Below are 20,863 nucleotides of genomic sequence, written 5' to 3'. Positions count from 1 at the left end.
TAGGGGTATATCTCATTCCTATCGGGATTCTTAAAAACCCTCATATTACCTTTTACCGATATCCCGTCCCTAGCGGGACTGTCCTGTAGAAACAAAACAGTTGGTAAAACCCAGTATCGCATTTTGCGATTTTTTGTTGTAAAGTCATTTCTCCAAACCTCAAGCCAACTATCATAGCTACTTATTTAAAGGGTTGGGGTTTATTCACCCACCCCTATTTGGTTTGAGTCTTACTGGAATTTTTCCATGTTGGAAAATGACTTGGGAATGTAAGAAGTAATCCTTTCGATGTAGGAAGTAATACTTTGGATATAAAAACTAATGCTTTCGATATAGGAAAACGACTTGGAAATGTAAGAAGTAATGCTTTCGATATAGGAAGTAATACTTTGGATATAAAAACTAATGCTTTCGATATAGGAAAACGACTTGGGAATGTAAGAAGTAATGCTTTCGATGTAGGAAGCAATATTTTGGATGTAGAAAATAATGCTTTCGATGTAGGCAAATGACTTGGGAATGTAAGAAGTAATCCTTTCGATGTAGGAAGTAATACTTTGGATATATAAAGTAATGTTTTCGATGTAGAAAGTAATGGTTTGAATGTAGAAAAGTGACTTGGGAATTTAGCCGAGTGAATTTTGGATTTAGGAAGATGAAGTGTGAGGGTGGGGGAGTGAGAAACCAATTTACATTCTAACCCAAAATATCAAATTTCCTTTTGATGGTTTATTATTTTGGTTAACTTTGAATATATAATATACTAGAAGGTATACGTATCCATTAAAATTTAATGTATAAATATACTTTTGGTATATGCATAAATAAGTTGGCAGCAATTTAAAACATACAACCTATGATAATTATTTTGATAATTACTTTAGTGGCTTTATCAGTTTTTAGTATTTGGAATATACTATCATTAAGAGAACTGAAATCTAAAAAGACATCTGAGAACAAAGAACTAAATGATTCAAAATACTTTGAACTCAAATATAAAATGGAATTTCTAGTTGCGATATTTTCTGTAATTGTAGCATTGGCTGGTATTCTTGGTTACAACTCCCTTGAAAATGCTAAGAGAGAGATAAAAACTGAATTAAACAAAGAATTATTACCTGTAGAATCAAGAATAAAAAACACTGAAAGAAATATCAGAGACAAGGACTCTATCGTAAGCACTTTAGAAGTAAAAACAGTGTCCATTTCAAATAATTTATCCTCATTCGATTCAGAAGTTAAGAAGAATAACACCAATTTGAATTCATTAAAAAACAAAATTGACATCATTAATAGTAAAAATATTATTAAACAGAATTTTTACATTGTGAATTCTATTAAATTTAGATTTAATGAGAATGATACTACCATGAAGAAATTTTATTTTGCTGATTTAAAGACAAATTTAGGAGATAAATTACCTGCTTTTGATACATCTCCATTAGTAATACCTGTGTCAGAATCAAATGCAATGGTTAAAATATGGAAGATAACAAATGAAACATTTGAAGTTGGATGCAATGAGTTTTACGGAAATATTATTGATACCATAAAATTTAGCATAGTAATAATAAAAAAATAAACTGCTGCCAACACGTGGCAAATCCAATTGGGGCGGATGATGCAGATACAAATGTTTTTACTATTTTAGTATGTTTTTACCGTGGGACGAGATAGTTGCAGCTAACTCCCCAATTGTCCCAACCACGAAACGTTAGCAAACATAATGATACAAATGGGAAAGGATAAACTAGATAAAATAAATCTTGGGTCTTTATTAATTTCAGGATTAGCTTTTGGATTAGCAATCTTTTCAACTTGGAAATCTTGCTCATCTGAAAATGAATTAAAAGAAACAAACTATAAATTAACATCGATTGAATATAGACCAAAACTTAAATTTTCAAATCCTGAAGTGATAGGAATAGAATTATCATGTGATTCTCTTCCAATAAAAAAGAATTTAGATTTTTCAGATAGTATTGGAAATTTACCAGTAAAAGTTAAATTAAGTATTAAGATTAAAGGTGCAAATATCGGGAATCATACTGCAAAAATAATTGGTTGTTTTGTTGCTGATACACTATCAGAAGTACCAATTATAAGGCAAAAACTAAATGAGTTTAATTCGTTTCAAAGGCAACATTTATATAAGGACATTAATCCAACAGACACTTTTCATACTGGGATAGACTATAGTCCACAATTCATAATTAATAACAAATTCTGCATTCATATGTTGGTTCTCTATGAAAATGAGATTGGCCAGATTTATGACACCTATTATTGGATTCACTATAAGGCAAATGAAATTATTTTACCAAATATCCAAGTTTACGGTTTTACTAAGAAAGTGATGAATATATATAAGAAAGAATTGTTTCGAACTGTTAATTTTTCAGGCGACAACAACTATTCAACTCCTTATTCAGAAAAAGAAAAAAACAAAATAAGAAATTTCCTAAACCAATAATTACGTTTGCTAACAGTGTATTTATTGTATTTGAGCTGATAACGCATTTGGAGTTCTAAACTTCTGAGTTAAAGTTAAACCCAATACATAAAGCAATTAACAATAAAATTAAAGGAATAGGAATAGTTTGGCTTATGATTTAGTAATGTACAATGCTATCAAAATGAAACATCTCTCGAAATTATTAATTCTGATTGTAGCATTATCTGCATGTAATAATATTGGCAGGGATAAACCGATATTTAAAATAGAATTGCCTGATACTTCGGCAACTCATCAACCAGATATCTTTTATGAGGTGAAAAAGAAGGCCGCTCAAGAATTAATGCTCAATCAGCTTGAGAATGGTTCCGATTCACTCGAATTACGTTTATGGGCAAAGGTTGAAGTAATGCCTTTAGGGCAGGTTTTCATAATTAAGAAAATAGATAACAAATGGATTTGCTTAAACTATAACTTTGTTGAAACAGCCAAATGGAGTCCCGACCTTAATATGTTGGACTATGCAAAGGCTTTTTCAATCGATACATTTGGGGTTAAGAAATTAGAACCCAAAACGAATTGGAAAACATTTTTTACTGCAATAGAAAAGGAGGATATCTATAAACTTCCTGCACAATCGGACATAAAAGGATGGAAAAATAAAGTATCGGATGGTTATACCTTTTATGTAGAGTATGCTACTAAGAACAAATACAAATTTTATTGGTATAATTGCCCCGATGTTTATGAGAATGAATTCGAAGAATGCCAGCAAATGTCAAATATTCTTAGCGTTTTTAGCAAAGAGTTTGGGCTAAGAATGGGAATGTCTGGAACAGACAATTGTAGGTGTATCACAAAATAGCACATGCACATAACAGCGGCACTATGCTAAAGATTAAACCCAACACATAAACCCTAGATTTCCGAACCTTTTAAAAGATCGGAGTTCTTACCATAAAGCAATTAACAATAAAATTAAAGGAAAAGGAATAGTTTTTTATTTTGTTTTACTTAAAGAGTTGGGAGCATATAAATTAATGTGGGTTGACTTAACAATTTTACAATTGACGCTTCCAGTTCTTACGAATCTGGAAGGTCAAACAAGTTGGATAACCTAGCAGAGTCCGAAGGTCCTGCTAGAGTTTAAATAACCTAAGAATAAAATTAAATAATAATGAAAACTACACTTATCTCTACATCGATTTTATTAGTTGTACTAATTTCTTGTACAAATCCAAAAATCCAAAATAAAAGTCAGGCAATAAAACTAAATAGACTGAGGCATATAATACATGAAACAAAGTTTATAGCACTACCTTATGTGTTTGATGCTACCAGAAATCACATTAAAGGTTATCACTTAGATGCTTCAACACCAGATTCATTAGTGTTTTCTAGTTCTTGTTTTACAATAATTAATTGCTTTCCAGATACAACAAATTATTTTGCATTTCTTTTTGGAGAGTCTGGTGATATGCTTTATCCGGGTATTATAACATTCGACAAATCTGGTAAATTGATATCAAAAGAAATTATTTCGACTTGCAATTGTCTCACGAATCCACGGGTTGATACTGAAAGTTGTTTTGATAGCGTAATAATAGGGAAGGATTTATCAATTCTTTCCTATTCTAAATTAAAGGCAACCATTCAACCGTTTGATACAAGTAATGTAACATTCGATGCTAGTTCCGAAGAAAAATTAACAGGACGGATTAACTCGAATGGCTTAGTAGAAATTGAAAAAGGGGAAAAGAAATAAGGGTAAACCCTAGATTTCCGAACTTTTTAAAAAATTCGGAAATCTTACCATAAAACACTTTTCCTTCCTTTTATATACCCTTCAAATTCTTAGAAATTAAACACCATCCTCCCTCAATATCGCATTTTGCGATATATTAGGATATAAAAAGCTTGGCAAAGTATTCCTAACATAATGTGAATTCATCGAAGTTCACTCCTCAATTTAATACAAAACCAGTGTCCAATATTTCCCAAAGCACTATGCAACAAAATTGAGAAATAGATGTCTTTAGAAGAAAAAAACTATGAAAATTTATCTTACAACCGCTTTATCGCTTTTACTTCTTTCGGCTTTTGGGCAGTCTCAAAAAACTGAAGTACTAATGTTGGGAACTTTCCATTTCAGCTTTCCGAATCGCGATGTAAAAAAAATCGAAGTAAATGATCAGATTGATGTTCTAGAACCCAAATACCAACAGGAAATAGAGGATATTGTTGGTAAAATTGCAAAATTTAAGCCTACCATTATTGCTATTGAAAGAGAGCCATCCGAACAGGCAAAATACGATTCGCTTTACAATAAATTCTTACAAGGCGAATACCAATTAGGACGAAGCGAAGAAAAGCAAATTGGTTTCAGGCTTGCAAAAATGTTGGGTATTGAAAAATTATATTGTATTAACGAGTGGGGAAAGGATTATGAGGATATTAAAAGGGTACTGGAAGGTAAAGATAGCATTGAGGCTAGCAGATTTATGAATTTCTTTTATAAAAATCCGGATACTTTAATACATTTCTCTCCAAAACAGGTCTTTAAATCGGAAGGTATTCTGCCCGAATTAATTCAAATGAATGACGATAACAGTATTAAAAAGGATTTAGGAAATTATTTAATTGGCGTTTTTAAATACAAAACTAAAGACAATGAGCTATTTGGAGCAGACTTTGTTACGGGTTGGTGGTTTAATAGAAATTTGAGGATTTTTAGAAATATACAAAAAATCAACGCAAAACCTACAGATAGAATTTTAGTAATTTATGGCGCTGGACATTTAAATATTTTAAACTATTTGATTGAATGCTCTCCTGAGTATAAGCTAGTAAAAACAAATGATTACTTAAAAGAGTAATAGCTGCTTCCCAATTTGATTTAAGTGAACAGGTGTGATTTTTAGAGTATATTAAGGCAAAACCCTCTTTCTTTAAGTATCTTTACATATTATTTAACCACTAAAATCAGAAACTATGTACATAATAGTAATTGGGATTATTGTAATCGTAATCGGTTTTGCCCTTGCAAAGGGCGATCCTCAGGTTCGGATTTACAGCTCCGTTGTAAAAATTGTTGGTATTGCAATATTGGTAATTGGCGGACTTGTCGCTTCGCTTGTTCAAATTGAGCCAGGGGAAGTAGGAGTTCAAAAGCTATTCGGGAAAGTTAATAATACTACTCTTGAAAGCGGTTTGAATTTTATTAACCCTTTGGTTGAGGTTGTTCCATTCAATATCAAAACTCAGAACTATACCATGTCGGGTAAGCACGATGAGGGAGATCTAAGCGGCGATGATGCCATTCGTGTATTATCGGCAGATGGGCTTGAGGTAGTTGTAGATCTTACCGTTCTATATCGGGTTGTTGCAACCGAGGCGCCCCGAATTCTAAAAGAAATAGGTTCCGATTATAAGAACACTATAGTTCGACCTATTTGTAGAACAAAAATTAGGGACAATGCTGTGTATTACGATGCTATTGCTTTATATTCAACCAAAAGGGATGAGTTTCAGGCAAGAATATTTAGTACCATCGATAAAGATTTTAAGGAAAGAGGTTTATTCCTTGAGCAGCTACTGGTTCGAAATCTTACTCTGCCCGAATCGGTTAAAACAACCATTGAATCGAAGATAAATGCTGAGCAGGATGCACAAAAAATGACCTTCGTTCTTCAAAAGGAAAAACAGGAAGCAGAACGTAAACGTGTGGAAGCACAAGGTATTGCCGATTATCAGAAGATATTAAGCACTGGGCTTAGTGATAAACAGCTTCAGTACGAAATGATCAAGGCAATTGCAACATCACCCAATGCTAAGTTAATTATTATGGATACAAAAAAGACTATGCCAATTATTCTTAATCCGGATAAGTAAAAAAACATTTAATTTGAGATAAAATCAATAAACATCAGGGTTGTATCTATGCAATTCTGATGTTTTTATATAAAGTTTCTTTAAAACATCTTTATCAATAGTTCGGTAAATTTTTAACCGATATTTTTGAATTACTGATTTGGTGCAATTTGGTGCTTTTGAGTTTTGGTGGCCAAAAAATATTAAAAGCCACTAAGTCACCAAGTCACAAAAATCTACCAAAAAGATTACCGAACCATTGTTTATTAAGCCTAACGTGAATTCGATGTAGGTATAATATGCTGATTCTCAGTTCACCATTAGATTGTTGCTTTGTCATGCTGAATAAAGTGAAATATCTGTTTTTTAGATATTTAAATCCTGAACAAAGCGAAGGATTTAAACACCCAAATGGACACGAGTTTAATCACATATTCAAGTTAATCAACCATTTTTATATTGCAGCATAAGTTGATTTAAATATCTTTGCAGGTCAATTGATAACGTGATGGGGAATAATACAGAAACAAGAAAACCGGTAATTCTGGTAACAAACGACGATGGATTTCGTGCAAAAGGGATAGAGGCATTAATCGAAATGGCTAAACCTTTTGGGCGAATTATAGCAGTTGCTCCTGATGAGGGCAATTCAGGGATGTCACATGCCATTACAATTAAAACCCCGCTGAGATTAAAGAAACGCTCAAGAACCGATGATGTTGAGCTCTACTCGGTTAATGGAACTCCCGTTGATTGTGTAAAGCTGGCAATGAATCAGCTATTCACAAATCCACCCGATTTGATTCTTTCGGGAATTAACCATGGTTCAAATTCATCGGTAAGCATTTTCTACTCAGGAACAATGGCTGCAACAATTGAGGGTAGCCTTTACAATATCCCTTCAATAGGTTTCTCATTGCTCGATTACGGTAACAATCCCGATTTTTCTGCCGCGGTGCATTTTGGAAAATCGATAATTGAAAGTGTTCTTGAGAATGGATTATCGAACAGATCGTGCCTAAACGTAAACATTCCAGTATTGCCAATTGAAAAGATTAAAGGAATAAAAATCTGTAGGCAGAATAATGGGATATGGAGGGAAGAATTCGACAAACGAACCGATCCTCGTGGGCAGGAATACTTTTGGCTAACAGGTTATTTTCATAATAACGAACCCGATGCAATTGATACAGATGAATGGGCATTAGCAAACGGTTATATATCTATTGTGCCAATAACCACCGATCTTACAAATTATAAAGAAATAGAAAGGTTAAATCAATGGAGTTTTAATAATCAGGATCAAAAATATGCTGCAAAAAATCGATAAACAATGGATTGGCCTTGTTTTGGGAATTATTGTGCCCGGCATAACCTTTTTTGGGATCTATTTCTTTGGATTTTCACATAAAGGTTTGATTTCATTCTACGAAATGATACTAACAAAAGGTTTTTCTTCACAGATTCTTAGCTTAGCGGTTATTCCCAATGTGGCTATTTTTTTCATATTTATTTGGATAGATAAACTTAGCGCAGCCAAAGGAGTGCTTGCTGCAACAATTATTATGGCTCTTTTAGTTTTTGGATTAAAGATATTCGTTTAGTATAAAATAATTATAAAAGATGAAGTACTACCTTGTTGCTGGTGAAGCTTCTGGCGATTTACACGCATCCAACCTAATGCGCGGAATTAGAAAACAGGATATGAATGCGGAATTCCGTTTTTTTGGAGGCGATTTAATGAAGGCTCAGGGGGGAGATTTGGTAAAGCATTACCGTGAAATGGCATTCATGGGATTCGTTGAGGTGCTGATGAACATCAAATCAATTTCTAAGAATCTTCGCCTTTGCAAGGAGGATATAATGGTCTACAAACCCGATGTTGTTATTCTGGTAGATTATCCCGGTTTTAACCTTCGAATTGCAAAATTTGCTAAAGAATCAGGCCTAAAGGTATTCTACTACATTGCCCCAAAGGTTTGGGCTTGGAGGGAATCAAGAGTAAAAATATTGAAGAGCTATGTTGATCAACTTTTCATCATATTCCCTTTCGAAATAGATTATTTCAGGAAACATTCAATTGAACCAATTTTTCAGGGAAACCCTTCAATTGATGCCATTAACTTTAAGTTGGATAAAAACCAGATGTTCGGCGAGTTTATTAAGCAGAATAACCTGCCAAACAAACCAATAGTTGCACTGGTTGCGGGTAGCCGGAAGCAGGAGATTAAGTACAACCTACCCATAATGCTAAAAATGGTTGATAGATTCCCCGATTACCAATTCGTTATAGCCGGCGCACCATCACTTGGCGCAAGTGTTTACGAACCCTATTTTAAAGGCAAACCCGTTTCAATTGTGTTTGGGCAAACCTATCAGCTATTCAGACATAGCACTTTGGCGTTGGTAACATCTGGTACAGCCACCCTTGAGTCGGCATTACTCAACGTTCCCGAAGTTGTTTGCTACAAGGGAGGGTTCTTCTCAATGCTAATTGCATGGATTGTGATTAAGGTTAAATATATCTCTTTAGTTAACCTGATTATGGATCGCGAGGTGGTAAAGGAGCTAAAGCAATACGATCTTAATGTCAACAGGCTCTACAATGAGGCATCCGTTCTACTACCCGGTTGCAAGCAGAGGGACGATATGCTGAATGATTTCTCCAAACTAAGGCAGATTTTAGGCGGCGAGGGTTCTTCGGAACGGGTTGGGGCACGAGTGGTTAACCTTTTAAAACAATAAACTCAATTTTCGGCAATGAATAGAACTTTATTGGTTACTTTAAGTCTTTTGCTCTGCACAAACCTTTATTCACAGAAGGTAAGTATAAGCCTTTTCAACGATTTGAGTTTGAATACAGTTTTGGTAACACCAACAGAAGGTAGCTATAAACTTATTACTGGAAAGGATGAAATTCAGCTCAGAACAGATCAAATAGTCTATTTGAGTAGGGTTGGTGATTCTATCCTTGTTCGAGATGCTAACTCTAATTTAGGAACATGGGCAAGAATTTCAATTGTAGGTCAAACTGATAATGATGCCATTCGGGTTAAACCCATACTTCCATCATTTCCTGCTAGGAACTACAGCGATAATATCAGCTTATATGTGGAATTCAATAGGCTGATGGTTATAAATATGATTGACCGAGAAAAGTATATCGCATCTGTGGTTGAGGCAGAATCTGGACCAAATAAAGATGAAGAGTTCTACAAAGCCCAATCGCTAATTGCTCGAACTTTTGCATTGGCTCATCTCGAAAAGCATAAAGGCGAAGGATTCAATCTTTGCGATGGAACGCATTGCCAAGCGTATAAAGGAAAAATGAATTTTGATAAAGATATTTATACAGCAACTGTAGCTACAAAAGATCTGGTAATTGTAGACACCACAATGCAATTTATAACCGCTGCATTCCATTCAAATTGCGGTGGTTTTACTGCTAACTCACAGGATGTTTGGCTTATCCCAAAATCATATTTAGTATCAGTAGAGGATAGGTATTGTACCAGCACACGAAATGCCAGTTGGGAGATGAAAATTCCGCTCGGAAAATGGAAGAAATTCCTTCAATCGAAAGGTGTTGATACTACAGCCATAACTGATATTAAGCAGTATGATTTTAAACCCAAGGAACGACCAGTTTACTATCCTATTGCAAATCAGAAAATACCTACAATTCAAATACGGAGCAATTTTAAACTCCGTTCGGCGTTTTTTTCAGTAACCGCTGTTAAGAATATTATAAGAATTGATGGACGTGGCTATGGTCATGGGGTTGGTCTTTGTCAGGAGGGAGCAATGCAAATGGCATCAAGGGGTTGGAAATACGATAAGATTATCAATTACTACTATAGAAAAGTAAAGATTGTAAATATCAGCGAGGTTGATCAAACTCGATCCTCAGATTTGATTATTGAGAATAAGGACTCAACCATTGTGCAAACGGAGAAGAAGTAGTCAAGAAATAGAATTTTAAAATATGTATATCTGCCATTATACCTAAAATAAAAAAGAAACTTAATGTCATTCCGGGCGAAGTCCCGGAATCTATTAAAAGAAATAGATTCCTGCATTATTCGCTTCGCTCATGAGCTAACGGTTCGCAGGAATGACAATTTGGGTTGTTTATTCTTTATTAGGTATTATTGCAGACAATAATAAAATCAACCAGAAGGAAATGTTCGCAATTTTTAAAAAAGAGGTCAGTGGATTTTTCTCTTCATTAACAGGATACATAGCCGCAACATTCTTCTTAGTGGTGAATGGTCTTATTATGTGGGTATTCCCCGGCTCTTTAAATGTTCTCGATAGTGGTTACTCCACATTGGAGACTCTTTTTATCATAGCACCTTGGGTATTCCTTTTTCTTGTTCCCGCTATAACCATGAAAACCTTTGCTGAGGAAAAAAAGAGTGGTACAATTGAGTTAATCCTAACCCGACCCATTAGCGATTTAAAGCTTGTACTTGGAAAATACTTTGCCTCGGTTCTACTCGTTTTGCTTATACTCATTCCTTCGCTAATCTTTTTTATATCGATATTCTTCCTAGGAAGTCCTATTGGTAATATTGATACTGGTGGAACTTGGGGCTCGTTCATCGGGTTGTTTTTTCTGGCTTCGGCCTATGCTGCTATAGGAGTTTTTGCATCTAGCCTTACCGATAACCAAATAGTATCATTTATCCTTGCAATTATTATATCTCTGTTTATTTTTAGCGGGTTCGATTCATTAGCTTCGCTTGGGCTTTTCACCGATTTCAAGTATTTATTAGTTCAACTTGGCATCAATGAGCATTATGGCTCAATAAGTCGTGGGGTGATTGATACTAGAGATGTTATCTACTTTGGATGCTTATCATCCATTTTCATTATCGCTACACGGGTTAGAATTCAAAGCAGAAAATGGTAATATTTAACAGAAGGGTTATGTCGAAATCCGTTAAGAATCGAAATATTGTTCAGCTCATAATTGCAGTTACTTCAGTTATTATTATCAGCTATATATCTAGTTTTATTTACTGGAGAATCGACCTTACATCAGAAAAAAGATATACCCTTTCGGAGGTATCAAAGAATACCTTAAAGGATTTAAAAGATGTTGTTTACGTAAAGATTTATCTTGATGGGGATATGCCCATTGGTTTTAAACGGATGCAAAAATCTTTAAAGGAAACTTTGGATGAGTTTAGAGTTTATAGTGGAGAGAATATTCAGTACGAGTTTATTAACCCATCAGAAAGCACAAACCCTAAAGTACGCGATGCAATTTTTAAAGATTTAATTGACAAAGGACTCGAACCAACAAACATTCAGGTTCGCGATAAAGAGGGTGGAAATACGCAGAGAATGTTATACCCCGGTGCAATCCTTTCCTTTAAGGGAAAGGAAATTTCAGTAAACCTTCTCCATAATAACCCTGCGCTTTCGGGCGATGAAAATATAAACCTGTCCATTCAAAACTTTGAGTTCTATTTTATTGATGCCATCCTTAAGCTAAGTACTGAGAAACTTCCAAAACTTGCTTTCATTCTGGGTCATGGCGAGTTGGATCAATATGAATCTGGCGATATTGATAAAAAACTATCAGAATATTATGATACCTACAGAGTAGAAATTAATGGCGATATCAAGGCTCTCGATCCATATAACGTAGTGATTATTGCTGGTCCCCAGCAACCAATGCCCGAAGCCGATAAACTGGTTATAGATCAGTATATTATGCGAGGTGGAAAAGTGCTATGGTTTGTTGATCCTGTTACTGTTAGTATAGATAGCCTTTCGCAAGGTTCATCAACATTGGCGTACATGAATCAACATAATCTTGATGATCAATTGTTTCGTTATGGCGTCCGCCTTAATCCTTCATTGATTCAAGACATTCAATGTGCAATAATTCCCGTTAATACATCTTTACCTGGACAGAGTTCAAAGTTTGTTGCATCCCCTTGGGTATATTACCCATTGATGTCAGCATCAGGCAGTAGTCCGATTACAAGGAATTTAAATATGATTAGGGCACAGTTTGTTAGCCCTATTGATACCGTTGGAGGAAACAGTAGCGTTAAAAAAGCAGTTCTACTTGCAAGTTCAAGATACTCAAGAACGCTTAATGTTCCATTACTAGTTAATTTGGCGGAGGTGAGTAGAAAACTCAATGAACGAGAATTCAATCGCTCAAACATACCTGTGGCGGTTCTTTTAGAGGGAAATTTTGAATCAGCATTTCAGAATCGACCTTTATCAAAATACAATCACGAACATCCTTTTGAGTTTAAGCCTTCCAGCATTTTTACTAGAATGATTGTTATTTCTGATGCCGATATTATTCGAAACGAAGTTAGGCGCAGACCCGATGGAGCTTATGTTTCTCCCCTTGGTTATGATCGTTACACTAAGCAAACCTTTGGAAATAAGGATTTAGTGATAAACATGGTGAAATATCTTGATGATAATATTGGGTTTATGAATCTTAGAACTCGAGATTTTAAGCTTCGTATGCTCGACAAACAAAAAATTTCCGAATCGAGATTTGCTTGGCAGCTATTTAACCTTGTTGTTCCTTCTGCACTACTTATCTTTGGTGGCTTGATTTGGCTTTATTTTAGAAAGAGACAATTTACACGGTAATAACTGAAATGATTAAAAAATTTTTAAAAAGATACGCTTGGCTATTCATCCTATGTTGTATTGCCCTTTATTTCTTTATTTTCCATTACAAATCGGGAACAATTAACCCTGCTAGCAAAAACTTTTCTATCGCCGACACATCTATTATCAATAAAATAGTTCTCAGTAAAGACTCAATTACAATTACATTAAACCGTACAGAGCGGGGATGGCTACTAAATAATACTATCTCTACAAGAACAGATGCCATAAAGGCGTTAATGAAGGTTTTAATGCTAGTAGATATAGGATCCACTCTTCCAAAAGCTGTTTCCGATAGTTTATCAGATTTAATTTCATCAGATGGTTTAAGCGTTGAACTATTTAATGATGATGAGATTGTAAAATCGTACTCTGTACTATCAACAAAAACTTTGGACTTGGGGGCTATTGGAAAACTAAAGAAATATCGAACGGCATATACGCTCAAGTTACCAGGTTTCAAGGGTGATTTATCATCACTATTTGTAATTGATCCTGATTATTGGAAAAGTAATCGGCTGTTTATTGCTGATATTAAGCAGATATCGCATATCGATGTCGAAATACCTAATAGCCCCGAAAAATCATTTTCAGTTTCATTGGATGAAAAAGGCGTTCACCTAAAAGCCACCTATTTTGATGAGAATGTTAGTAAATTTGATACTTCCCGCGTTGTCAACTTTATTTTTGGTTTGAGTGATTTATCGTATGAAAGACTTCTGAATAAGTCCTCAGTAGAAGAGAGAGCCGCTATTGTTCTATCCCAACCCGAACAAATATTTACAATTACCCTTACAAACAGAAACAAACTTGTTCTAAAAACGTATCCAATCCCGGTTGACGAATATAGGGATGAATTTGGACGAACAGTTAAGTTCGATCTTAATCGATTGTATATTTCTTTTAACAATGATGCAATCATAGCCATTGCTAATTATGTGGCATTTGACCCTGTACTTAAGGACTTATCGTCTTTTAGATTGAAAAACTAGATATACCTTTGCCCTTGTGCATAAAAATTTGTATTATTGACTCGTGAATTCTGAGAGGTGATTTCTTTGATTATCAAAGATAAAGAGATTGGAAATAGAGTGTGTTTTTAAATCAGAGTTTGAGAAAGAGTTTTGAAATAGGATTAAATGAGTTGTATCTTTGTTGTATAAAAATTGGATATGCCAACGTTGTCAATGTTTTTTGGAATTATTGTGAGGATGTATTACGCACCTAACGAACATAACCCACCGCATATTCATGTGTATTATCAAGATAGTACAGCCGAATTGAGATTATTAATGGAGATTTAATACAGGGAAGTTTGCCTACTAAACAAATTAAACTAGTTTTAGCATGGATTGAGATACATAAAGATGAGTTAATAGCCGATTGGAAACTTTGCCAAAATGGTGAGAAACCTTTTACTATTGAACCACTTAAATAAAATTGTAATGTATTTAGCTGTTAAAAAAGTTGAACCGATTAATAATTTTAAGCTTTTGCTTACTTTTGAAAATGGTGAAAAGCGAAAATTCGATATGAATCCATACTTAAATCAGGGTATATTCAAGGAACTTAGAAATGTAGATAAGTTTAATACTGTTCATTTAAGTTTTGATACTATTGAATGGGATAATGAAGCAGATTTTGACCCAGAAACTCTTTATGCTTTAAGTGAAAAGATATAATTTGGGGTAAAAATAAATTTCAAATAACATTTAACTTTAAATAATCATTTAAAAATATATCAGATGAAATTTGTAGTTTCAAGTACCGAACTGTTAAGTCATCTTAGCATTGTTAGTAGGGTAATTAGCAATAAAAACACCCTGCCTATCCTCGATAATTTTCTTTTCAAGCTCGAGGGGAATGAGCTTGAGATAACCGCATCGGATCTGGAAACCACCCTATCCACCCGGTTACATCTCGAAAATGTTATGGAAGAGGGCTCTATCGCTATTCCTTTCCGTATTCTTGTTGATACTCTTAAGGAATTCTCCGAGCAACCTTTAACTTTTGATATTAATAACACAAACCTTGCAGTTGTTGTTAACTCTGAGAATGGACAATTTAATATTGTTGGGCAACCTGCAGAAGATTTCCCAGTACGCGCCGAACTTAAACCAGATCGTAAGGTTACAGTTAAAGTAGCAGCGGATCTTCTTTTAAGCGGAATATCAAAAACCATTTTTGCAACCGCCGATGATGAGTTACGTCCTGTAATGAATGGAATCCTTATGGAATTAGCTACTGATAGCCTTTCTTTTGTAGCTTCTGATGCTCATAAGTTGGTTAGATATAGACGTAAAGATGTTCAATCGGAATCCGAAGCATCATTTATCCTTCCAAAAAAACCAGCAGCATTACTTAAAAATATTCTTGGAAAAGAATCAGGTGCAATTATCTTAGAATTTGATGATAAGAACGCCCTATTTACCATGTCAAACTACACATTAGTTTGTCGCTTGGTAGAAGGTTCATATCCAAACTATAACTCAGTTATACCTGCTGATAACCCAAATAAACTTTCAATTGATAGGGTTGAGTTATATAATGGACTTCGTAGGGTTGCTGTTTATGCAAATCAGGCAAGTAATCTTATTAAATTAAGCCTTGGCGGTAATCAGCTTACGGTTTCGGCTCAGGATCTCGACTTCTCAATATCAGCTTACGAAAGACTTAAATGCCAATACGATGGTGATGAGATGGAAATCGGATTTAAATCTGTTTTCCTTATTGAGATTTTAGCGAATATATCAACTTCTGATGTGGTTCTATCGCTTTCAGATCCTTCAAGGGCTGGTTTAATCTTCCCATTGGTTAATGAGAATGCAGATGAGGACATCTTGATGCTCTTAATGCCAATGATGATTAGTGCTTAATTTTTTAACAAACATATTTTAAGGCTGTTTCAAAACTAATATCGTATTGTCTGAGCGAAGTAATAAATTGAATTTTAAGTATTCTTCGTTTCGCTGATAATCAATAATATTCGGGTTTTGAAACAGCCTTTTATCTTTATAAATTGTAACAAATTTTACCCTATTTAGTAAACTGTCCATCAATGAAACTTAATATTAAAAATCCACTCGTTTTTGTTGACCTCGAAACCACTGGTATTGATGTAATAAAAGATAGAATTGTTGAAATTGCTGTTCTTAAAATTCATGTTGATGGGAGAGAGGAACTAAAAGTTAAAAGGGTAAACCCTGGAATGCCAATCCCTCCTGAGACTACTGCCATTCACGGCATTACAGATGAAGATATAAAGAACGAGCCTTTGTTTAAAGAGGTGGCAAAATCATTGGCGAATTTTATTGAAGGGTGCGATTTTGCAGGGTTTAACTCAAATAAATTTGACTTTCCACTACTTGCGGAAGAGTTTCTTCGTGCTGGGGTTGATTTAGATCTTAGAAAGCGTAAATTTATTGATGTTCAAACCATCTTTCATAAGATGGAAAAGAGAACTCTAGGTGCGGCACTTAAGTTTTATTGTGATAAGGAAATAGAAAATGCGCATAATGCAGGTGCCGACTCCTATGCAACCTATGAGGTGCTTATGTCTCAACTTGATAAATATACAGATCTTAAGAATGATGTCGAATTTCTTGCCGAATTTAGCGCACAAACCAAAAACGTTGATTTTTTAGGACGAATCATAATTGATGAAAAGGGTGTTGAGGTATTCAACTTTGGAAAGCATAAAGGCAAATCGGTAGTTGAAGTGCTGGAAAAAGAACCCAGCTATTACGGATGGATGATGAATGGCGAGTTCCCCCTTTATACAAAGAAGGTACTCACAAATATTTATTTGAAGATGAAGCAGAAATAGATTGGAAATTAATAATTTCCCTCAGCTCGACGAAGTTACGCTTCGCTGAACGGGGTTCGTAATTATTCATTTTTCTGTCTTTGCTTTTCAAACTTGTCAATTATTGTCAAATCAAATACAATACCCAAACCAACTCCAATTGTATACATAAGAATATCCCAGGGGTCATATGTGCTGCCAAAAAATTCAATTTTATAAAGTTGTAATATTTCTACCATTGTTCCAAAAGCAACAGTGATTATTGCACCTATGATTCGGGCTTTATTAACTGATATGTTCTTTCTTAGTGATATTTGCATCAATAAGTATAGATTCATAGGTAGCAGAATGTCAATTAAATATCCACGAACAAAATGCTTGAAAATTCCTTGATAATCAGGACCAATAACGAAATGTAATAGTCCAACGAAAATGGAAATTGAAACAATTATATAAGTGCTTTTTTTGTTCTTCATACTGTTATATTAATGCTTGTTTAATTGCTCTTCTATAAATTATTTTGAAAGTTATTATTTCTTCTATTATGACACGCTAACGTTTTGCTTATTTGTTGTGTTTGGGAGTTTGGCTCCGCCAGTCGTTATTTGGCAATACAAAAATAATTATTCTATTTTATTTGCTTATGTCTTAGAATGCCGAGCGGGAGGAATAGGTGGACGGCGGCACAGCCGACCGCCCAACCCAATCATTTTTGTTTTTACAGCCTCCACTTAACGGGGGGACTTCGAAGCTGTAAACTTTCCGCCACCACAAACCTGCAAACGTGCTACGAAAGAACAACTTCACTGTAAAACCCCAATGACAGATAGGCGTTGTTGTGCGGTCGTGTATCTATCTTTTATTTTGTTAATTTCTCTATTATTCTTCTTGTATTGGCCATCTCCATGCATACCAAATTATTAGAAAATGAAAAATTGCTTCAATTGACTGATAATAGATATAGTAGTACCATATTTTGCCTGGCACAAAACGTGAAATAATGATCAGAATAATAAATAAAAAACTAATAATAATATTAACCCATCTGTTTATGTTTGGTCTTAATGTCAGTGAGAGTATTATCATAATTGCAGGAATAGACATTAATATAGCTGCTGCAAATAAAAAACCTTGGTTAATTGTCATTCCAGCCACGATTCCTGAGATAATCTGCTCGAGAATCTTAGGTTGAAAAAGTGTCTTAATATCAGCATAAACATAGATAAACATTACTGCAACCCATAAAGCTGACAGTATTATCTTTACATTAATCTTTTCATTTTGAAAAGTTTTTTTTGTATTCATAATTATTATCCTTTAATTTATTTAAATCTCAAAAGTTTTACAGCAGTCGTATTAGAAAATATTAGTTCTGTTCGATTCTCCATACTGCTGTTTTTATTGCCGCTAACTCGTTTATATATACCACCCAATGGTATATATACAACAATATTTGGTATATATTGTACCATTGTTATGGTATAATATTTCTATACCAAAAGTAGTTTAAATTATTAAATCATTTAATGGAGATCGAATTTTTCTGCTACTCTTTTCTGTTACATCTATATAAATCTCAGTGGCTTTACTTCTTTTATGTCCTGACAGTTCATAAATAAATTTTAACCAGCATTATTGATATCTTTTTTGGTCTTTTATAAATAGCCATATTCTATATTATATCAAATTGGAGATGTGAAAAACAAAAGTGTCTGCTCCTTTTGTTTTTTTGCTTTGCAAGGGAATTTTAATTTGGTATTGGTGCGATTTAAGACCGCTATTTATCTTCGATGAGCTCAGTTGACTTCGTCGATCCCTTCGGGATTCGTTCGGTTAATTACGACGAAGTTACGCTTCGCTAAACTTCGGCGAGCGGGGAGGCTCTCCGATAGGCTTTTAGCCCATCGGCTGCCTACTCGATTGCCAGTAGTTATTTATTTTTCTCTCTCAATATCAATTAATTCTTGAATATATAAATCTAAATCTGAACTTGCTTGATCCAAATCTGAATATAAATAAGATATCTTATTTTCTATATCTATTAAATTCTTTAAAACTTTATCAGGTTCTAGTCCATTCAATTTTAAAATTCGCTTTTCAATATTTTTAATATCTGTCCAATGTGGGTATTTTTCATTTTTTTGTGAACGATATTTTCTTAAAAGTTTTTTACCTTTAGTTTGTCTCCTTTTTAATTCTTCAATATCATCTAAGTACTCTTTATTTTCTCGTAAAAAACCATACAAAAGTAAAATACTATCAAGGTTTTTAGGATTACGACCTGATTTATAAAAATTAAAGAAATCATCATTTAAATACCAATATCGCCCAAGAACATCGTAAAAATTTAGAGTTTTAGATTCTGAATTTATAAATTCAATTGAGTCTTTAATTCTCTCAATTTGTGTTTCTAATATATTTTGTACCTTTTCATTTAAACCTGACCGAATTTTTATCTTACCAAGGATATAACCTACCGCTTCATCAAAATAATCTTTATGGCCTAATGAAATTTTATTTTTCCCTAACCCCTGTCCAAAATCTATTTTTTCATACCCGGGCGAATTTTTATAGCATATCAAGCCGAGGGGACTTCCCCATTTTGTTATATTCCTATTTACAAAGTCATAAAAAATTAAAATTGCTAAATCTAATTTTAGATTATTCAACACGCCATTGTGAAATACTGAATTCCGAATACTGTGTGCATATTTTAGAATTTCAAAATCACTCTCTGTAATTATTCCATTATTTTTGGAAAATTTTAATAATGAATCGTAATAACCTAAAGAACTATTTCGAGTTTTATAATTAAATTTCCTATTCCCTTTGTACCAAGTAGTTCTATCAAATAAAAATATAATCTCTGCTTTTTTGAATAGTTGCACTTCAATTAAGTTATCAAATAGAGTAATTGCTATTCCCCTTTCCTGTGGAAATTCTGAGTTAGCTGCATCAACAGCTTTATTTAATTGAATCAATATTCGGTTAATTTCTAGCACTTGGCTTCATTTTTATAATTACTGGCAACTTGTTTATATATACACTAAAAGTACATATATAAACCCATATTGGAATGTATTGTGTACCTTTTAGTAATCTTTATCAAACTTAATGATTTATTATAAATTATCAAAAGGCGATTTTATCTTTTTTGGGGTTTCAAAATCAATCATATTCTATATTTTATCAAATTGGAGATATGATAAAATAAAAGTGTCTGCTCCTTTTGTGTTTTTTGCTTTGCGGGGGGGCTTTGAGCAAAAATCAAAATGTGCAGACACTTTCGAGGGCGGAAATGTTATCCTATGAGATTAGATTTCCGTAAAAGGTTTAACTTTTATATCATTCTATTTATCTCAAGGCTCAATGGGTTTTTCTCCCTGCTTTGTTTCTTTCTTCTTTTTATCGGCTGATTTCTTAAAGTAGTTATCTGCATTCTTTTTCCCGGCTATATCAATAAGCTTTCCGTAGGTTCTTACTAAAGTATTGCGTAATGCTGCTTGGGATGCTTTTTCGAAATCGTAGCTGCTTTGCTCGTTTATCAATGCTGCTTGGTAGCTTGCTTCTGCTTCATCGAGTTCAGCTATGGCAGCTTGTAGTATCGGCAGATGTTTTGCATATATAGCATCCCCGCTATTGGTACTAAGCTTTTGAATTAATACTTTAATATCGCTCGATTTATCTTTAATTGGTTGTACTGTTATTCTACTTGGAGTTTTGGTATATAAACTCTTATAGCGAATATCCTCCCTATTGTTTCCAGTGGCACTTAGGAGCTCCAACGATAAATTTACAATTGCATTATCGCAACAATCGTTTTTTTCGTCGCGCATTGCCAGCTTTGCAGCACTTTCCTTTGTCTTCCTTTTTCGTTCTGTAATTTTTGTTTCTAATGCTTCGTAAGCATCAACTAATGGGTTAGATAATTGATTAGTTCCATGTTTAGCAGCCACCCGTACCGATGTGTAAACAGAGTAGTTAACCAATACCTCACTCGAAGAACTTTCTGACGGTAACTTCATAAAGTATTTGTTTTAATGGGAATAATGTTCCCTGTTTATAATTAGATTTTTAAT

21 protein-coding genes and 1 pseudogene are annotated in these 20,863 nt (G+C 34.0%); 18 read left to right on the top strand and 4 right to left on the bottom strand.

The window, feature by feature from the left end:
- The first annotated feature begins 305 nt into the window (after positions 1-305).
- The 18 genes and pseudogenes from HOO91_17020 to HOO91_16935 all read left to right on the top strand — a co-directional run bounded on the left by HOO91_17020 (position 306) and on the right by HOO91_16935 (position 16,805).
- Positions 306-512, top strand: a complete 207-nt coding sequence (locus HOO91_17020; protein NOU19261.1) for a hypothetical protein — start codon at positions 306-308, stop codon at positions 510-512.
- Between the two features lie 344 nt (positions 513-856).
- Entirely contained in the window at positions 857-1,582 is a 726-nt protein-coding gene (locus tag HOO91_17015) for a hypothetical protein (protein NOU19260.1), read from the top strand.
- 153 nt (positions 1,583-1,735) lie between these two features.
- A complete protein-coding gene (locus tag HOO91_17010; protein NOU19259.1) occupies positions 1,736-2,473 on the top strand; it encodes a hypothetical protein in 738 nt (245 codons plus the stop codon).
- 163 nt (positions 2,474-2,636) lie between these two features.
- A complete protein-coding gene (locus tag HOO91_17005) occupies positions 2,637-3,320 on the top strand; it encodes a hypothetical protein (GenBank protein NOU19258.1) in 684 nt (227 codons plus the stop codon).
- 312 nt (positions 3,321-3,632) lie between these two features.
- Positions 3,633-4,220, top strand: coding sequence for a hypothetical protein (locus HOO91_17000; protein ID NOU19257.1), 588 nt, complete (start codon positions 3,633-3,635; stop codon positions 4,218-4,220).
- 286 nt (positions 4,221-4,506) lie between these two features.
- Positions 4,507-5,331: a hypothetical protein gene (locus HOO91_16995; GenBank protein ID NOU19256.1), complete on the top strand. Its 825-nt coding sequence runs from the start codon at positions 4,507-4,509 to the stop codon at positions 5,329-5,331.
- A 115-nt stretch (positions 5,332-5,446) separates the two neighbouring features.
- Positions 5,447-6,346, top strand: a complete 900-nt coding sequence (locus tag HOO91_16990) for a prohibitin family protein (protein NOU19255.1) — start codon at positions 5,447-5,449, stop codon at positions 6,344-6,346.
- Positions 6,347-6,833: 487 nt separating this feature from the next.
- Positions 6,834-7,655 (top strand): 5'/3'-nucleotidase SurE, encoded by an 822-nt coding sequence (gene surE / locus HOO91_16985; GenBank protein NOU19254.1) that lies wholly within the window; start codon positions 6,834-6,836, stop codon positions 7,653-7,655.
- The gene (locus HOO91_16980) at positions 7,636-7,929 is read left to right on the top strand and encodes a hypothetical protein (GenBank protein ID NOU19253.1); all 294 of its coding nucleotides are present in this window, start codon (positions 7,636-7,638) and stop codon (positions 7,927-7,929) included. Before surE ends, HOO91_16980 begins: the two co-directional genes overlap by 20 nt.
- A 19-nt stretch (positions 7,930-7,948) precedes the next feature.
- Complete coding sequence (lpxB, locus tag HOO91_16975; protein ID NOU19252.1) at positions 7,949-9,070, top strand: lipid-A-disaccharide synthase; 1,122 nt, start codon at positions 7,949-7,951, stop codon at positions 9,068-9,070.
- Positions 9,071-9,085: 15 nt separating this feature from the next.
- Positions 9,086-10,288 (top strand): SpoIID/LytB domain-containing protein, encoded by a 1,203-nt coding sequence (locus tag HOO91_16970; protein NOU19251.1) that lies wholly within the window; start codon positions 9,086-9,088, stop codon positions 10,286-10,288.
- A 220-nt stretch (positions 10,289-10,508) separates the two neighbouring features.
- On the top strand, positions 10,509-11,240 hold the full coding sequence (gldF, locus tag HOO91_16965) for a gliding motility-associated ABC transporter permease subunit GldF (protein ID NOU19250.1): 732 nt from the start codon (positions 10,509-10,511) through the stop codon (positions 11,238-11,240).
- A gap of 17 nt (positions 11,241-11,257) precedes the next feature.
- Positions 11,258-12,958 carry a gliding motility-associated ABC transporter substrate-binding protein GldG gene (gldG, locus tag HOO91_16960; protein ID NOU19249.1) on the top strand — a complete coding sequence of 567 codons (1,701 nt, stop codon included), beginning with the start codon at positions 11,258-11,260 and terminating at the stop codon, positions 12,956-12,958.
- 8 nt (positions 12,959-12,966) lie between these two features.
- Positions 12,967-13,971: a hypothetical protein gene (locus tag HOO91_16955; protein NOU19248.1), complete on the top strand. Its 1,005-nt coding sequence runs from the start codon at positions 12,967-12,969 to the stop codon at positions 13,969-13,971.
- 180 nt (positions 13,972-14,151) lie between these two features.
- A pseudogene (locus HOO91_16950) lies at positions 14,152-14,417 on the top strand (DUF4160 domain-containing protein).
- A 7-nt stretch (positions 14,418-14,424) separates the two neighbouring features.
- Positions 14,425-14,661, top strand: coding sequence for a DUF2442 domain-containing protein (locus tag HOO91_16945; GenBank protein NOU19247.1), 237 nt, complete (start codon positions 14,425-14,427; stop codon positions 14,659-14,661).
- 63 nt (positions 14,662-14,724) lie between these two features.
- A complete protein-coding gene (dnaN, locus tag HOO91_16940) occupies positions 14,725-15,855 on the top strand; it encodes a DNA polymerase III subunit beta (protein ID NOU19246.1) in 1,131 nt (376 codons plus the stop codon).
- A 182-nt stretch (positions 15,856-16,037) separates the two neighbouring features.
- On the top strand, positions 16,038-16,805 hold the full coding sequence (locus HOO91_16935) for a 3'-5' exonuclease (GenBank protein ID NOU19245.1): 768 nt from the start codon (positions 16,038-16,040) through the stop codon (positions 16,803-16,805).
- Between the two features lie 62 nt (positions 16,806-16,867).
- On the opposite strand, the gene HOO91_16930 is transcribed toward HOO91_16935, so the two are convergent.
- The 4 genes from HOO91_16930 to HOO91_16915 all read right to left on the bottom strand — a co-directional run bounded on the left by HOO91_16930 (position 16,868) and on the right by HOO91_16915 (position 20,809).
- The gene (locus tag HOO91_16930) at positions 16,868-17,260 is read right to left on the bottom strand and encodes a hypothetical protein (GenBank protein ID NOU19244.1); all 393 of its coding nucleotides are present in this window, start codon (positions 17,258-17,260) and stop codon (positions 16,868-16,870) included.
- Between the two features lie 403 nt (positions 17,261-17,663).
- Positions 17,664-18,089 carry a hypothetical protein gene (locus tag HOO91_16925; GenBank protein NOU19243.1) on the bottom strand — a complete coding sequence of 142 codons (426 nt, stop codon included), beginning with the start codon at positions 18,087-18,089 and terminating at the stop codon, positions 17,664-17,666.
- Between the two features lie 629 nt (positions 18,090-18,718).
- Complete coding sequence (locus HOO91_16920) at positions 18,719-19,786, bottom strand: hypothetical protein (GenBank protein NOU19242.1); 1,068 nt, start codon at positions 19,784-19,786, stop codon at positions 18,719-18,721.
- 357 nt (positions 19,787-20,143) lie between these two features.
- Positions 20,144-20,809 (bottom strand): hypothetical protein, encoded by a 666-nt coding sequence (locus HOO91_16915; GenBank protein ID NOU19241.1) that lies wholly within the window; start codon positions 20,807-20,809, stop codon positions 20,144-20,146.
- Positions 20,810-20,863: the final 54 nt, after the last annotated feature.

It is taken from the genome of Bacteroidales bacterium (assembly GCA_013141385.1).
GTDB lineage: Bacteria > Bacteroidota > Bacteroidia > Bacteroidales > Tenuifilaceae > UBA8529.
Note: the sequence above shows the minus strand (reverse complement) of the source record. Positions and strands in the feature narration are given on the sequence as shown.

What these genes read in the sequence shown, in the direction of transcription:
- HOO91_16935 (NOU19245.1), top strand. Translation starts at nt 16,038, where the DNA reads ATGAAACTTAATATTAAAAATCCACTCGTTTTTGTTGACCTCGAAACC.
- HOO91_17010 (NOU19259.1), top strand. Translation starts at nt 1,736, where the DNA reads ATGGGAAAGGATAAACTAGATAAAATAAATCTTGGGTCTTTATTAATT.
- HOO91_16970 (NOU19251.1), top strand. Translation starts at nt 9,086, where the DNA reads ATGAATAGAACTTTATTGGTTACTTTAAGTCTTTTGCTCTGCACAAAC.
- gldG (NOU19249.1), top strand. Translation starts at nt 11,258, where the DNA reads ATGTCGAAATCCGTTAAGAATCGAAATATTGTTCAGCTCATAATTGCA.
- lpxB (NOU19252.1), top strand. Translation starts at nt 7,949, where the DNA reads ATGAAGTACTACCTTGTTGCTGGTGAAGCTTCTGGCGATTTACACGCA.
- HOO91_16995 (NOU19256.1), top strand. Translation starts at nt 4,507, where the DNA reads ATGAAAATTTATCTTACAACCGCTTTATCGCTTTTACTTCTTTCGGCT.
- HOO91_16930 (NOU19244.1), bottom strand. Translation starts at nt 17,260, where the DNA reads ATGAAGAACAAAAAAAGCACTTATATAATTGTTTCAATTTCCATTTTC.
- HOO91_16990 (NOU19255.1), top strand. Translation starts at nt 5,447, where the DNA reads ATGTACATAATAGTAATTGGGATTATTGTAATCGTAATCGGTTTTGCC.
- HOO91_16925 (NOU19243.1), bottom strand. Translation starts at nt 18,089, where the DNA reads ATGAATACAAAAAAAACTTTTCAAAATGAAAAGATTAATGTAAAGATA.
- HOO91_16980 (NOU19253.1), top strand. Translation starts at nt 7,636, where the DNA reads ATGCTGCAAAAAATCGATAAACAATGGATTGGCCTTGTTTTGGGAATT.
- HOO91_16955 (NOU19248.1), top strand. Translation starts at nt 12,967, where the DNA reads ATGATTAAAAAATTTTTAAAAAGATACGCTTGGCTATTCATCCTATGT.
- surE (NOU19254.1), top strand. Translation starts at nt 6,834, where the DNA reads ATGGGGAATAATACAGAAACAAGAAAACCGGTAATTCTGGTAACAAAC.
- HOO91_17015 (NOU19260.1), top strand. Translation starts at nt 857, where the DNA reads ATGATAATTATTTTGATAATTACTTTAGTGGCTTTATCAGTTTTTAGT.
- gldF (NOU19250.1), top strand. Translation starts at nt 10,509, where the DNA reads ATGTTCGCAATTTTTAAAAAAGAGGTCAGTGGATTTTTCTCTTCATTA.
- HOO91_17005 (NOU19258.1), top strand. Translation starts at nt 2,637, where the DNA reads ATGAAACATCTCTCGAAATTATTAATTCTGATTGTAGCATTATCTGCA.
- HOO91_16945 (NOU19247.1), top strand. Translation starts at nt 14,425, where the DNA reads ATGTATTTAGCTGTTAAAAAAGTTGAACCGATTAATAATTTTAAGCTT.
- HOO91_17000 (NOU19257.1), top strand. Translation starts at nt 3,633, where the DNA reads ATGAAAACTACACTTATCTCTACATCGATTTTATTAGTTGTACTAATT.
- HOO91_16915 (NOU19241.1), bottom strand. Translation starts at nt 20,809, where the DNA reads ATGAAGTTACCGTCAGAAAGTTCTTCGAGTGAGGTATTGGTTAACTAC.
- dnaN (NOU19246.1), top strand. Translation starts at nt 14,725, where the DNA reads ATGAAATTTGTAGTTTCAAGTACCGAACTGTTAAGTCATCTTAGCATT.